At 66.3% G+C, this 13,297-nt stretch carries 12 protein-coding genes and 1 tRNA gene; 9 read left to right on the top strand and 4 right to left on the bottom strand.

Features of this window, described 5'->3' with window-relative positions:
• Positions 1-85: 85 nt before the first annotated feature.
• Together OU682_RS03955 and OU682_RS03950 are read right to left on the bottom strand one after the other, a co-directional pair.
• Positions 86-832 (bottom strand): Bax inhibitor-1/YccA family protein, encoded by a 747-nt coding sequence (locus OU682_RS03955; RefSeq protein WP_268940771.1) that lies wholly within the window; start codon positions 830-832, stop codon positions 86-88.
• A gap of 117 nt (positions 833-949) precedes the next feature.
• Positions 950-1,951 (bottom strand): NADPH:quinone oxidoreductase family protein, encoded by a 1,002-nt coding sequence (locus OU682_RS03950; RefSeq protein ID WP_268940770.1) that lies wholly within the window; start codon positions 1,949-1,951, stop codon positions 950-952.
• 135 nt (positions 1,952-2,086) lie between these two features.
• Here OU682_RS03950 and OU682_RS03945 point away from each other — a divergent pair, with 135 nt between their 5' ends.
• The 5 genes from OU682_RS03945 (at position 2,087) to OU682_RS03925 (ending at position 9,344) form a co-directional block, all read left to right on the top strand.
• Entirely contained in the window at positions 2,087-2,446 is a 360-nt protein-coding gene (locus OU682_RS03945; RefSeq protein ID WP_268940769.1) for a helix-turn-helix domain-containing protein, read from the top strand.
• Between the two features lie 132 nt (positions 2,447-2,578).
• On the top strand, positions 2,579-3,361 hold the full coding sequence (locus OU682_RS03940; protein ID WP_268940768.1) for an inositol monophosphatase family protein: 783 nt from the start codon (positions 2,579-2,581) through the stop codon (positions 3,359-3,361).
• An 11-nt stretch (positions 3,362-3,372) separates the two neighbouring features.
• Positions 3,373-4,761, top strand: a complete 1,389-nt coding sequence (gene mgtE, locus OU682_RS03935) for a magnesium transporter (RefSeq protein ID WP_268940767.1) — start codon at positions 3,373-3,375, stop codon at positions 4,759-4,761.
• Positions 4,758-5,303, top strand: coding sequence for a 5-formyltetrahydrofolate cyclo-ligase (locus tag OU682_RS03930; protein WP_371832199.1), 546 nt, complete (start codon positions 4,758-4,760; stop codon positions 5,301-5,303). The genes mgtE and OU682_RS03930 overlap by 4 nt, the downstream gene beginning before the upstream one ends.
• A gap of 453 nt (positions 5,304-5,756) precedes the next feature.
• Positions 5,757-9,344, top strand: coding sequence for a vitamin B12-dependent ribonucleotide reductase (locus OU682_RS03925; RefSeq protein ID WP_268940766.1), 3,588 nt, complete (start codon positions 5,757-5,759; stop codon positions 9,342-9,344).
• 310 nt (positions 9,345-9,654) lie between these two features.
• Here OU682_RS03925 and OU682_RS03920 read toward each other — a convergent pair.
• Positions 9,655-9,729, bottom strand: a tRNA-Glu gene (locus OU682_RS03920).
• Positions 9,730-9,927: 198 nt separating this feature from the next.
• Here OU682_RS03920 and gatC point away from each other — a divergent pair.
• From gatC to OU682_RS03900, 4 genes are read left to right on the top strand one after another with little or no spacing between them, the layout of a single operon-like run.
• Entirely contained in the window at positions 9,928-10,215 is a 288-nt protein-coding gene (gene gatC, locus OU682_RS03915; protein ID WP_268940765.1) for an Asp-tRNA(Asn)/Glu-tRNA(Gln) amidotransferase subunit GatC, read from the top strand.
• Complete coding sequence (gatA, locus tag OU682_RS03910) at positions 10,212-11,693, top strand: Asp-tRNA(Asn)/Glu-tRNA(Gln) amidotransferase subunit GatA (RefSeq protein WP_268940764.1); 1,482 nt, start codon at positions 10,212-10,214, stop codon at positions 11,691-11,693. Before gatC ends, gatA begins: the two co-directional genes overlap by 4 nt.
• Positions 11,694-11,724: 31 nt before the next feature.
• Positions 11,725-12,213, top strand: coding sequence for a hypothetical protein (locus OU682_RS03905; RefSeq protein WP_268940763.1), 489 nt, complete (start codon positions 11,725-11,727; stop codon positions 12,211-12,213).
• Positions 12,210-12,881, top strand: coding sequence for an N-acetylmuramoyl-L-alanine amidase (locus OU682_RS03900; RefSeq protein WP_268940762.1), 672 nt, complete (start codon positions 12,210-12,212; stop codon positions 12,879-12,881). Before OU682_RS03905 ends, OU682_RS03900 begins: the two co-directional genes overlap by 4 nt.
• On the opposite strand, the gene OU682_RS03895 is transcribed toward OU682_RS03900, so the two are convergent.
• Entirely contained in the window at positions 12,854-13,273 is a 420-nt protein-coding gene (locus tag OU682_RS03895; protein ID WP_268940761.1) for an acyl-CoA thioesterase, read from the bottom strand. The two genes, OU682_RS03900 and OU682_RS03895, sit on opposite strands and share 28 nt — an antisense overlap.
• Between the last annotated feature and the right edge of the window lie 24 nt (positions 13,274-13,297).

Genomic DNA, 13,297 nt, shown 5'->3' with positions numbered 1-13,297 from the left:
CCGGGGCAAGGGAGAGGGGCGGTTCACGCAATGAAAAACCCCCGCCGGTGGGGCGGGGGTCAAGGGCGTCAGGCTGCAGGGCAGATCACTCGCGATTGCCCATGAACTGCAGCAGGAACATGAACAGGTTCAGGAAGTCCAGGTACAGCTGCAAGGCGCCCATGATGGCGGTCTTGCCGATGAAGTCCCGGTCCGAGCCGGCCAGTTGCAGATAGGTGTTCTTGATGTTCTGCGTGTCATAGGCGGTCAGGCCCGCGAAGATCAGGACGCCCAGCACCGAGATCGCGAACTGCATCCCCGACGACTGCAGGAAGATGTTCACGATCGAGGCCACGATCAGGCCGATCACGCCCATGATCAGGAAGCTGCCCCAGCCCGAGATGTCCTTCTTCGTGGTATAGCCCCACAGCGACAGGCCCGCGAAGGCGATGGCCGTCACCAGGAAGGTCTGCACGATCGAGGTGCCGGTATAGACCAGGAAGATCGAGCTGATCGACAGGCCCATCAGCGCCGCGAAGCCGTAGAACAGCATTGTCGCGGCCGAAACCGACAGCCGGTTGATCGCCGCGCCGAAGGCGAAGACAACCAGCAGCGGCGCGAACATGATCACCCATTTCAGCGGCGAGGCATAGATCGCCGTGCCAAGCTGCGTCAGTTGCCCCGACGCATCGACGGCGGCGGCGCTGATACCATAGGCGGCGACGGCGGTTACACCCATGCCGACCGCCATCAGCCCATAAACCTTGTTCATGTAGGCCCGCAGCCCTTCGTCGATCACCGCCTGGCGGGACCCGACGCTCTGCGTGGTGCGGTAAGTGTTGTAATCGGCCATCAATATCTCCCTCTCAGGCTTGCCGGATGGTGACCGGCTTACGCGCTTCATATTGGCACGATATCGCCGCGATTCAATGCCGGGCCTGCCCCTATCCCCCACAGTTTTACGCGGTTGTTACAGGGTGATGACGATCTTGCCGACCGTTCTGCGGCTGCGCAGCAGATCAAAGGCCTCGGCGATCCGGTCCAGCGGCATCACCTCGCCCGTCACGGGCCGAAGCTGGCCGTTCTCGAACATGCGGAACAGGCTGGCCATGCTGCCTGATACCGCTTGCGGGTCCAGCCTGGCATGGCCGCCCCAATAGAACCCGTGGATGGCGATGTTCTTGACCAGGGCGTGGTTCAGCGGCAGCACCGGGGGCCTGCCGCCGGCAAAGCCGATCACCAGGAAGCGCCCGCCGGGATTGAGGGCGCGGAACGCGGCTTCCCCCGCGCTGTCGCCCACGGCGTCATAGACGACATCGACGCCCCCCAGGTCGCGCAAGGCGGCCTTGAGGTCAGGCCCATCCGCGCTGTCGATGACATGGTCCGCGCCCACCGCGCGCACCGCGGCCAGCCGGTCCTGCCCGCGGGCAACGCCGATGACCCGCGCGCCCACGGCACGGCCGATCTCCACGGCGGTCAGGCCGACGCCGCCGGCGGCACCCAGGACGGCGAGTGTTTCGCCCGCGCGCAGGGCGGCGCGCCCCGCCAGGGCGAGGTGGCTGGTGCCATAGGCGATCTGGAAGCCCCCGGCCTGCTCAAAGCTCATCGACGCCGGCAGGGCCGTGCAGGCACTGGCGGGAACGGCGACCTGCCCGGCCATGGTCCCGGCGGCCAGGACGGCTACCCGGTCGCCCGGCCGCAGGCCGCTGTCCTCTGGCGCGCTGACCACCTCGCCCGCGCCTTCGAGGCCAGGGGCGAAGGGGGGGTCCTGGCGTTCCTGGTATTCTCCCTTTGCTTTCAGAAGGTCGGCAAAGTTCAGCGCTGCCGCCCGCATCCGAACAAGGACCTGCCCAGGATCTGCGACGGGCGCCGGGACATCGCGAAGAACGGGGTCGCGGCCAAGTTGTTCAACCAGCGCGATTCGGATCTGTTCCGAACCCTGGGCCAGTGCCGTTTTCGTCAAATCTCTCATCCCCTTACCTCCGGACGCTCGGGTCGCCCCAAGGACCTGTCTTTTTGGTCAGGAGCGGGGCCGTTAACCAGTTTAACACTCGAAAATTGAGAAAGGTTAAGATAGTGCTTCCTTAGATTGCATGAGGTGGTAACGATGAAACACGGTGTAGATGTTCATGTTGGCAAGCGTATCCGTCACCGTCGCTGGATGATCGGAATGACCCAACAGCAACTGGCCGACAAGGTTGGTATCAAGTTTCAGCAAATCCAGAAATACGAAACCGGTATGAACCGCGTCTCGGCGTCCCGGCTGTGGGACATCGCCCGCGCGGTCGATGTGCCGGTCAGCTTCTTCTTCGAAGGGCTGCACGAAGGCGACACCCCCGAGGAGGTCGCCGGCGACATCCTGGCCGACAAGGAGGCGCTGCAACTGGTGCGCGCCTACTATACGATGCCGGTCGCGCAGCGCCGCCAGATCTTCGAACTGGCCCGCGTGCTGTCGGACGCCGCCTGATCCGCTTCAGGCGCGGGACGTGTTCCTGTCCCGCGCCTGACACGGTTCGGCTGTCAATTCCTTGCCGCTGCCACTGGCAGGACGATACCGTTCGGGTTAGTCCTGCTGTTGGATCGGACCAAGGGGACAGCCATGCAGGACGCGCAGGACATCATCAATGCGGCGCACCAGATGGCCGATGCCGCACGCGCGGCCATCCTGCCCTTCTTCCGCACCGGCCTTGCCGTCGACAACAAGCGGCAATCCGGCTTCGACCCCGTGACCGAGGCTGACCGGGCGGCCGAACGCGCCATGCGCGAGGTGCTGGCCCGGCTGCGGCCCGATGACGGGATCCTGGGCGAGGAATATGGCGCGGCCGAGGGCTCCAGCGGCCTGACGTGGATCCTGGATCCCATCGACGGCACGCGCGCCTTCATGTGCGGCGCCGCCAGCTGGGGGGTGCTGATCGGGCTCTCGGACGGCCAGGGCATCCGCTATGGCCTGATCGACCAGCCCTTTACGCGCGAGCGGTTCGAGGGGGGCCTGGGCCAGGCGCGCCTGGTCACGGACGCGGGCAGCCGTCCCCTGGCCGTGCGGAACAGCGTGGATCTGTCGCAGGCGACGCTGCTGACAACCTATCCCGAGGTCGGCACCTCCGCCGAGGCCGCCGCCTTCCGCCGCGTGTCGCAGCAGGTGCGGCTGACGCGCTATGGCCTTGATTGCTATGCCTATGCGCTGCTGGCCTTGGGCCAGATCGACCTGGTGATCGAGGCCGGGTTGCAAAGCTATGACATCGCGGGTCCCCTGGCCGTGGTCCAGGCGGCGGGCGGCATCGTCACCGACTGGCAGGGCGGCCCGGCGCAGGGCGGCGGCCAGGTGATCGCGGCGGCATCGGCCGATCTGCACCGCGCGGCGCTTGACCTGCTGAACGCCTGAGGACGCGGACCATGACCGACCAGACCCCTGCCCCCGAGGATCAGGCCGACGGCGACAAGCTGCTGCCCCCGCGCGAGTTGCTGGACGGGATCGACGCGGCGATCGACACGGGCGACACGGCCCAGCTGAACACCCTGCTGGAGCCGATGCACGGCGCCGACATCGCCGACATCATCGAACGCCTGGATCCCGCCCGCCGCCGCGCCTTCCTCAGCCTTTATTCCGGCGAGATCGACGGCGAGATCCTGTCCGAGATCGACGAGGCGATCCGCGACGAGGTGATCGGCCAGCTTCCCGCCGAGGTCATCGCCGAGGCTGTCCGCGAGATGGACAGCGACGATGTCGTGGACCTGGTCGAGGACATGGCCGAGCCCGAGCGCGAGGAGATCCTGGCCGCGCTTGATGCGACCGACCGGGCCGCCGTCCAGCAGTCGCTGGCCTATCCCGAGTATTCCGCCGGCCGCCTGATGCAATCGGAGGTCGTGACTGCCCCCGAACACTGGACCGTGGGCGAGGCCGTCGCCTTCCTGCAGTCCGAGGACTGGCTGCCCGAGCAGTTCTATCACATCGTGCTGGTCGATCCGCGCCGCCATCCGCTGGGCTATGTCACGCTGGGGCGACTGCTCGCCTCGGCGCATGACGTGCTGCTGCGCGACATCACCGAGGACAGCTTCCGCACCATCAGCGCCTTCGCCGAGGAAGGCGACGTGGCCTATGTCTTCAACCAGTATCACCTGATCTCGGCTCCGGTGGTGGACCGCGACGACCGGCTGGTCGGCATCATCACCATCGACGACGCCATGGTCGTGCTGGACCAGGAACACGAGGAAGACATCCTGCTGCTGGCCGGCGTGGGCGAGGAATCCAGCCTGACCGACAGCGTGATGCAGACCGCCCGGCAGCGGGTGCCCTGGCTTGCCACCAACATCCTGACGGCGGTGGCGGCGGCATCGGTGATCGGGCTGTTCGAAAGCTCGATCGCGCAGTTGGTCGCGCTTGCGGTGCTGATGCCGATCGTGGCCTCCATGGGGGGCAATGCGGGCACGCAGACCTTGGCGGTCGCCGTGCGCGGTCTTGCGACCAAGGGGCTGACCAAGGACAACTACTTGCGAGTGATCCGGCGCGAGGCAGTCGTGGGCCTTCTCAACGGCGCGATCTTCGGACTGGCCATCGGGTCGGTCACCTATATGTGGTTCGGCAGCTTCGGCCTGGGCGCGGTGATCGGGCTTGCCATGATCATCAACCTGACCATTGCCGCGCTGGCGGGCATCCTTGTTCCGCTGACGCTGGAAAAACTGGGCGCGGATCCGGCCCTTGCCTCGCCCACATTCGTGACCACGGTGACCGATGTGGTGGGCTTCTTCGCCTTCCTGGGCCTTGCGACGGTGATGCTGCTATGAGCGACATGGACAAGGCCGCCCTTCGTGCCCGCGCGCTGGCCGCCCGCGCCCTTGGCGGCGACCAGGAGGCGCTGAGCCGCCACCTGATGGCGGCGCTGGCCCCGCACGGGACCGAGGTGCTGTCGGGCTATTGGCCCATGCGGGGCGAGCCTGATCCCCGCGCCGCGATGCTGGCCCATGCCGGACCCGTCTGCCTGCCGGTGGTGCCCGGCAAGGCCGTGCCGCTGGTCTTTCGCCAGTGGGACGGAGAGGCGCTGGTGCCCGGCCCCTTCGGCACATCCCACCCCCCCGATTCGCAGCCGATCCTGACCCCCACGGTGCTGATCGTGCCGCTGGCCGGCTTCGACCGGCGGGGCAATCGCATCGGCTATGGCGGCGGCTACTATGACCGCACCCTGCAATTGCTGCGCGAAACCGGCGATGTCACCGCCATCGGGCTGGCCTTTGGCGTCCAGGAACTGCTGGAGATCCCGGCCGATCCCTACGACCAGCCGCTGGATCTGATCGTCACCGACGGCGGGGCGATCCAGCCGCGTCCCTGATTGCCGGATCACTGTGACAAGTTTGCATCGGTTGTGCAAAACCGCGGGATGACCTTGGGGCAAGGCTGTGGATAACCTCGGGACGGGTTTTGCCAAACCCCTGCCCTGGCCGCGAATTTCGCCATTCTGCCGGTGTTGACCATCCCTCGCGCCCACCCGCTGTGCGCGAATCTCGGGGCCGCTTCGCAACACCCGAGTCAACTGCGTTCGCAACGTTATCCACAGATAAAAACCGTTGCATCGCGGGTCAGATAGGATCAATTTTGTGGTCTGCGGCGTTGAATATACCAGATGTGGTGGCACCACAACGACCATCACCCAAGATTGCCGCTTCTGAAATCTGACCCGCCGGGCCACGCGCCCGGGCCCCTTGCCTTGTGTAAGGGGGTGGCTTTCTGCCGCGTGGCGCAGGTCGCGGGACACGAGGGACGAGGATATGAAAGGGCAACGGGCATGAAGATCGAACAGCGTTTCACCACCCCTGCTGGGGGCGCCTATGGCGACATCGTCTTCACGACGACGACCAGCGAAATCCGCAATCCCGACGGCACCATCGTTTTCCGCAACGACCGGATCGAAGTCCCCGAGGGGTGGAGCCAGGTCGCCAGCGACGTGATCGCCCAGAAGTATTTCCGCAAGGCGGGCGTCCCAGTGGCGCGGAAGCGCGTCAGGGAAAAGGGCGTCCCCGAGTTTCTGTGGCGCAGCGTGGCCGACGATCAGGCGCTGGCGCAGTTGCCCGTCGACCAGCGCTATGGCGGCGAGACAAGCGCGCGGCAGGTCTTCGACCGGATGGCCGGGGCCTGGACATACTGGGGCTGGAAGGGCGGCTACTTCACCACCGAGGACGACGCCCGCGCCTATCACGACGAGATGCGCTTCATGCTGGCCCGGCAGATGGCCGCGCCGAACAGCCCGCAGTGGTTCAATACCGGGCTGCACTGGGCCTATGGCATCGACGGCCCGTCGCAAGGGCATTTCTATGTCGACTACAAGACCGGCAAGCTGGTCAAGTCCGCCAGCGCCTATGAACATCCCCAGCCGCATGCCTGCTTCATCCAGTCGGTCAGCGACGACCTGGTGAACGAAGGCGGGATCATGGACCTGTGGGTCCGTGAGGCCCGGCTGTTCAAGTACGGCTCGGGCACCGGCACCAACTTTTCCTCGCTTCGCGGCGAGGGGGAACGCCTGTCGGGCGGCGGTAAGTCGTCGGGGTTGATGGGGTTCCTGAAGATCGGCGACCGGGCGGCGGGCGCCATCAAGTCGGGCGGCACCACGCGCCGCGCGGCCAAGATGGTGATCTGCGACATGGATCATCCCGACATCGAGGCCTTCATCAACTGGAAGGTTATCGAGGAACAAAAGGTCGCCTCGCTTGTCGCCGGGTCGAAGGCGCACGAGGCGCGCCTGAACGACATCTTCGCCGCCATCCGCGACGGCGATGGCGAAACCGATCCTGCGACGAATGATGGGCTGCGGACGGCAATCCGCGCCGCCAAGCGCGCGATGATCCCGGAAACCTACATCAACCGCGTGCTGCAATACGCGCGTCAGGGCTTCGACAGCATCGAGTTCCCGACCTATGACACGGATTGGGATTCCGAGGCCTATGTCAGCGTCTCGGGCCAGAACTCGAACAACTCGGTCCGGGTAACGGATGCCTTCCTGCAGGCCGTGCGCGACGACGCCCCTTGGGAGTTGATCCGCCGCACCGACGGCACCGTCGCCAAGACGGTCAGCGCGCGCGAGCTGTGGGACCAGATCGGCCATGCCGCCTGGGCCTGCGCCGATCCGGGCATCCAGTTCCACGACACGGTGAACGCCTGGCACACCTGCCCCGAGGACGGGCCGATCCGCGGGTCCAACCCGTGCAGCGAATACATGTTCCTGGACGACACGGCCTGCAACCTGGCCTCGATGAACCTGCTCACGTTCTTCGCGGATGGCCGCTTCGATGCCGATGCCTATGTCCACGCCACGCGCCTGTGGACCGTCACGCTGGAGATCAGTGTGCTGATGGCGCAGTTCCCGTCGAAGGAAATCGCGCAGCGCAGCTATGACTTCCGCACGCTGGGCCTGGGCTATGCCAATATCGGCGGGCTCTTGATGAACATGGGCCTGGGTTACGACAGCGACGAAGGACGCGCCCTGTGCGGCGCGTTGACCGCAGTGATGACCGGCGTGGCCTATGCGACCAGCGCGCAGATGGCCGCCGAGCTGGGCGCCTTCCCCGGCTACGGGCGCAACGCCGACCACATGCTGCGGGTGATCCGCAACCACCGCGCGGCCGCGCACGGGACCGGCGCCTATCAGGCCGTGAACGTGGCGCCGGTGGAACTGGACGGCGACAACTGCCCCGACGCTCGCCTTGTCGCCATCGCACGGCAGGCCTGGGATCAGGCGCTGTCCCTGGGCCAGGATCACGGCTTCCGCAACGCGCAGGTCACGGTGATTGCGCCGACCGGCACCATTGGCCTGGTCATGGACTGCGACACCACCGGCATCGAGCCCGACTTCGCCCTGGTCAAGTTCAAGAAGCTGGCGGGCGGCGGTTACTTCAAGATCATCAATCAGTCGGTCCCTGCCGCCCTGGCAACCCTGGGCTATGCCCCCGACCAGATCGAGGAGATCGTGGCCCATGCCGTGGGCCATGCGACCCTTGGCAATGCGCCCTCCATCAACCACACCGCGCTTGCCGGCCACGGCTTCGGCCTGGCCGAGATCGAGAAGGTCGAGGCCGCGCTGGCCACCGCCTTCGACATCCGCTTCGTCTTCAACCAGTGGACCCTGGGCGAGGATTTCTGCAAGGGCACGCTGGGCATCCCCGCCGACAAGCTGGCAGACCCGACCTTCGACCTGCTGCGCCACCTGGGCTTTACCAAGGCGCAGATCGACGCCGCCAACGACCATGTCTGCGGCACCATGACGCTGGAGGGCGCGCCGCATCTGAAAGCCGAACACCTGCCCGTCTTCGACTGCGCCAACGCCTGTGGCAAGACCGGCAAGCGCTACCTGTCGGTGGACAGCCACATCCGCATGATGGCGGCGGCGCAGTCCTTCATCTCGGGCGCGATCTCGAAGACGATCAACATGCCCAACAACGCGACGATCGCCGACGCGCTTTCCGCCTATGAACTGTCCTGGTCTTTGGGCATCAAGGCCAATGCGCTTTACCGCGACGGATCGAAGCTGAGCCAGCCCCTCGCCGCCGCCCTGGTCGAGGATGACGAGGAGGCCGAGGAGATCCTCGCCACCGGCAGCGCCCAGGAAAAGGCCGCTGTCATCGCCGAGAAGATCGTCGAGCGGATCATCGTCAAGGAAGCCGTGCGCAGCCACCGCGAAAAACTGCCGCAGCGCCGCAAGGGCTATACCCAGAAGGCGGTCGTGGGCGGGCACAAGGTCTATCTGCGCACCGGCGAATACGACAACGGCAGCTTGGGCGAAATCTTCATCGACATGCACAAGGAAGGCGCGGGCTTCCGGGCGATGATGAACAATTTCGCCATCGCGGTGTCGGTCGGCCTGCAATACGGCGTGCCGCTCGAGGAATTCGTGGACGCCTTCACCTTCACCCGCTTCGAACCGGCGGGCATGGTGCAGGGCAACGACAGCATCAAGAACGCGACCTCCATCCTGGACTATGTGTTCCGCGAACTGGCCGTCAGCTATCTGGACCGCACCGACCTGGCCCATGTGAAGCCCGAGGGCGCCCGCTTCGACGACATGGGCGGCGGCGAGCGCGAGGGGCTGAACGTCACGCCGGTCAGCGAACAGGCGGAACTCAAGTCCCTGACCATGCTGAAGCAGATCAGCAGCGCGGGATACCTGCGCAAGCGCCTGCCCCAGGACCTGATGGTGCTGCAGGCGGGGGTCTCGGCCACCGCGATCATGGCGGCCGAGCCTGCCGCCATGGACCTGCGCGCCAAGGCCCGGATGCAGGGATACGAAGGCGATCCCTGCGGCGAATGCGGGAACTATACGCTGGTGCGCAACGGGACCTGCATGAAGTGCAACACCTGCGGCGGCACCAGCGGGTGTAGCTGATGGAAGCGGGGCGCAAGGCCGGACCCCTGCGCCCCGTCACGCAATCCGCTCATGGCCATGCTGTCTCGTCAGGCCGCAGCGCCTGACGCCGGCAGGACAATGCCGAAACGGCCGTATTCCCGCGGTGGCAAGATGGCCGCCCGTGAATACGGCCTTGAATCCCATGCGGAGCAACGAGCGCCGTTTTGCAGCGCATGTTGCAAATCGCCCCTGCGATTACATCATGCCCCGTGTCGCGCAGACAAACTGCATGACATGGTGCATTGACGCCGTCGAATCCGTCCGAAAGCACAGTCTGTTCTGGATGAAGTGGCAGCCCGTAGGGGAGTCGAACCCCTCTTTTCAGGTTGAAAACCTGACGTCCTAACCGATAGACGAACGGGCCACTTTTTCAGCGCTGCCAGTGTTTCCCGGCGGCGTGGAGCGGTGTTTAGGCAAAGCCGCCGGAGGGCGCAAGGGGAAAAATCCGCCCTTCGGCCAAATTTTTTCGGCGGGGACAGAAACGGGCCCGCCGGGCCCTTCCGCGCGGTTCTTGCAGGGGCGCGTCCGGGGTTGTAGACCGCGCGCAACGAAAGGAAACGTCATGTCGATCACCGAGGATCAGGCCCGCAAGGTCGCCCATCTGGCGCGCATCGCGGTCGATGACGCCGCTCTGCCCGCCCTGGCGCGCGAGCTGAACGGCATCCTGCATTTCATGGAACAGCTGAACGAAGTCGATGTCACGGGCGTCGAGCCGATGACGGGCGTCACCCCCATGCGGCTGAAGCGGCGCGAGGATGTCGTGACCACCGGCGAGATGGCCGAGAAAATCCTGTCCAACGCCCCTGACGCGCGCGAGGGCTTCTTTGCCGTGCCGAAGGTGGTGGAATGAGCGACCTGAACAGCCTGACCATCGCCGACGCACGCGACGCGCTGCGCAAGGGCGAGACGACCGCCGTCGAACTGACCGACGCCTGCCTGACCGCCATCGAAGGCGCGGGGGCGCTGAATGCCTTTGTCCACAAGACGCCCGAGATGGCGCGCGACATGGCCCAGGCCGCCGATGCGCGCATCAAGGCGGGCGAGGCCACGGCGATGACCGGCATCCCCGTCGGCATCAAGGACGTGTTCTGCGTGAAGGGCGTGCCCTCTCAGGCGGCAAGCCGGATCCTGGAAGGCTTCCGGCCGGAATACGAATCGACCGTGACGCAGAACCTGTGGAACGCGGGCGCGGTGATGCTGGGCAAGCTGAACCAGGACGAATTCGCCATGGGTTCGGCCAATGAAGCCAGTTGCTATGGCCCGGCGGTAAACCCCTGGAAGGTGGACGACCGGCAGCTGACGCCGGGCGGATCGTCCGGCGGATCGGCGGCGGCGGTGGCTGCGGACCTGTGCCTTGCGGCGACGGGGACGGACACCGGCGGCTCCATCCGCCAGCCCGCGGCCTTCACCGGCATCGTCGGGCTGAAGCCCACCTATGGCCGGGTCAGCCGATGGGGCGTGATCGCCTATGCGTCAAGCCTCGACCAGGCCGGGCCGATGACCAAGACGGTGCGCGACGCGGCGATCATGCTGGGGGCCATGGCCTCCGTCGATCCGCTGGATTCGACCAGTGCCGACCACCCGGTCCCGGATTACGAATCGCTTTTGACCGGCGACATTCGCGGCAAGCGCATCGGCATTCCCCGGGAATACCGCGTGGACGGCATGCCCGAGGAAATCGACGCGCTGTGGCACAAGGGCGCCGACATGCTGCGCGACGCGGGGGCCGAGATCGTCGATATCAGCCTGCCGCACACGAAATACGCCCTGCCCGCCTATTACGTAATCGCGCCGGCCGAGGCGTCCTCGAACCTGGCTCGCTATGACGGGGTGCGCTATGGCCGCCGCGCGAAGCTGGGTCAGGGCGACGGCATCGTCGAGATGTACGAAAAGACCCGCGCCGAGGGCTTCGGCCCCGAGGTGCAGCGCCGGGTGATGATCGGCACCTATGTGCTGTCGGCGGGCTTTTACGACGCCTACTACAACCGCGCCCGCAAGGTGCGCGCGCTGATCAAGCGCGACTTCGACAACGCCTTCGCCGATGGCATCGATGCGATTCTGGCGCCCACGACGCCGACGGCCGCCTTTCCCCTGAAGTCGGTGGACCAAAGCGATCCGGTGCAGATGTATCTGAACGACGTCTTCACGGTGACGCTGAACCTGGTCGGCCTGCCCGGCATCGCGGTTCCCGTCGGGCAGGACAAGAAGGGCCTGCCCCTGGGCCTGCAACTGTTCGGCAAGCCCTTCGAAGAGGGCGAGTTGCTGAATCAGGCGCTTGTCCTTGAACGCGCAGCAGGATTTCTGGCAAAGCCGGATCGCTGGTGGTAGGCTCGGCCCAGTGACAGGTCATGGAGGCACGATGCGCGGCTGTCTGATCCTTTCGGTGCTGGCGCTTGCCGGCTGTGGCGAACACCTGGGCTGGAACCCGAACTACAACTTCGCGCCGACCCGTTATGGCGAATATCGCGTGGCGCGGGAAATGGCGCTGGTGACGGCCGCCGAATCACCGAAGACCATCCCGGTCGCCCGGCCCTTCTATGCGCCGACCGGCGCGGATATCGCCGGGCGCAGCCCGGTGCCGATCCCGCCCACCATGGGCATCCGCACCGTGCGGGTGGTGGAAAAGGTCCAGACCGTCCCCGTCCAACCCGTCACGGTCCAGGCTGTGCCGGTCCAGGCGGTCCCGGTGCAAGCCGTGCCCGTTCAGGCCGTGCCTGTTCAAGCCGCTCCGGTCCAGGCAGCGCCCGTTCAGGCCGTCACCGTCCCCTCGGCCCCGGTCCGCGATCCGAACGGCCCGATCGTGATCGTGCCCGAAACGATGCGCCGGGGCGATCAGCCGCCACTGTGACCGGGGATTTCCCCAGTCCCAACCATGGCGACCGCCGGGGCCAGCGCCCCGAGCTGGTCGTGCTGCATTACACCGGCATGGCGGACACCGCCGAGGCGCGCGCGCGTTTGTGCGATCCAGCGGCCGAGGTCAGCGCCCATTGGCTGGTCCATGAGGACGGCCGCGCCGAGGCCCTGGTGCCCGAGGATCGGCGCGCCTGGCACGCGGGCGCCGGGTCCTGGCAGGACCGCGACGACGTGAACTCCCGCAGCATCGGGATCGAGATCGCCAATCCGGGCGACCGTCCCTTTCCTGCCCGCCAGATGGATGCCCTGGTCATGGTGCTGCGCGACATCATGGCGCGCTGGCGGATCGGGCCGGACGCCGTGATCGGCCATTCGGACATGGCGCCCGGCCGCAAGATCGACCCGGGCCCCCGCTTCGACTGGCAGCGCCTGGCCTGCGAAGGGCTGGCGCTGGCCGGCGGCATGGGCGCGGACGCACCGCTGGAGGCCAGCCTCACCCGGATCGGCTATCCCGCCACCGACCCCGCCACGCGCCTTGCCGCCTTCCGCCTGCGCTTCCGACCCTGGGCGGACGGTCCCGAAACCGAGGCCGACCGCCGGACAGCCGCCTTTGTCGCGGCATCGTCCTGGCCGCGTCATTCGGCGGCGACAGGCTCCAGGTAACGCTCCAGGCCCGCGCGGATGTCATCGGGCCAGGGCGTCGACTTGTGGTTTTCCAGCGAGGTCAGCACGATCTTCTGGCGGATCGTCCAGATGACATCCGGGCCGACCGTCACCACCGTTTCCAGCTCCAGCGACGACCGGCCGACATTGCGCACATGGACGTTGAAGGTCAGCACGTCGCCATAAACGGCGGGCTTGGTGAACAGGATGTTCATCGACAGCGTGGGCAGACCCAGCCTGCGCTCGAACATGATCTCCTTCCAGGTGATGCCGAAGGACGCGAACATCGCCTCGTTCACATCGACCAGCATCGACAGATAGGCGGGGTGATAGGCAATCCCGGTCAGGTCGCAATCGCCAAAGCGCAGCGGCTTGGAGATGGTAAAGGGCATGAATGGGTCCTTTGCAGGCACCTG

It is taken from the genome of Paracoccus benzoatiresistens, assembly GCF_026913015.1.
GTDB lineage: Bacteria > Pseudomonadota > Alphaproteobacteria > Rhodobacterales > Rhodobacteraceae > Paracoccus > Paracoccus benzoatiresistens.
This window is presented reverse-complemented; position numbering and strand designations above follow the sequence as displayed.

Bases quoted from the DNA above. Each gene is read 5' to 3' on its own strand.
- OU682_RS03955 (WP_268940771.1), bottom strand. From the start codon at position 832: ATGGCCGATTACAACACTTACCGCACCACGCAGAGCGTCGGGTCCCGC.
- OU682_RS03950 (WP_268940770.1), bottom strand. From the start codon at position 1,951: ATGAGAGATTTGACGAAAACGGCACTGGCCCAGGGTTCGGAACAGATC.
- OU682_RS03945 (WP_268940769.1), top strand. From the start codon at position 2,087: ATGAAACACGGTGTAGATGTTCATGTTGGCAAGCGTATCCGTCACCGT.
- OU682_RS03940 (WP_268940768.1), top strand. From the start codon at position 2,579: ATGCAGGACGCGCAGGACATCATCAATGCGGCGCACCAGATGGCCGAT.
- mgtE (WP_268940767.1), top strand. From the start codon at position 3,373: ATGACCGACCAGACCCCTGCCCCCGAGGATCAGGCCGACGGCGACAAG.
- OU682_RS03930 (WP_371832199.1), top strand. From the start codon at position 4,758: ATGAGCGACATGGACAAGGCCGCCCTTCGTGCCCGCGCGCTGGCCGCC.
- OU682_RS03925 (WP_268940766.1), top strand. From the start codon at position 5,757: ATGAAGATCGAACAGCGTTTCACCACCCCTGCTGGGGGCGCCTATGGC.
- gatC (WP_268940765.1), top strand. From the start codon at position 9,928: ATGTCGATCACCGAGGATCAGGCCCGCAAGGTCGCCCATCTGGCGCGC.
- gatA (WP_268940764.1), top strand. From the start codon at position 10,212: ATGAGCGACCTGAACAGCCTGACCATCGCCGACGCACGCGACGCGCTG.
- OU682_RS03905 (WP_268940763.1), top strand. From the start codon at position 11,725: ATGCGCGGCTGTCTGATCCTTTCGGTGCTGGCGCTTGCCGGCTGTGGC.
- OU682_RS03895 (WP_268940761.1), bottom strand. From the start codon at position 13,273: ATGCCCTTTACCATCTCCAAGCCGCTGCGCTTTGGCGATTGCGACCTG.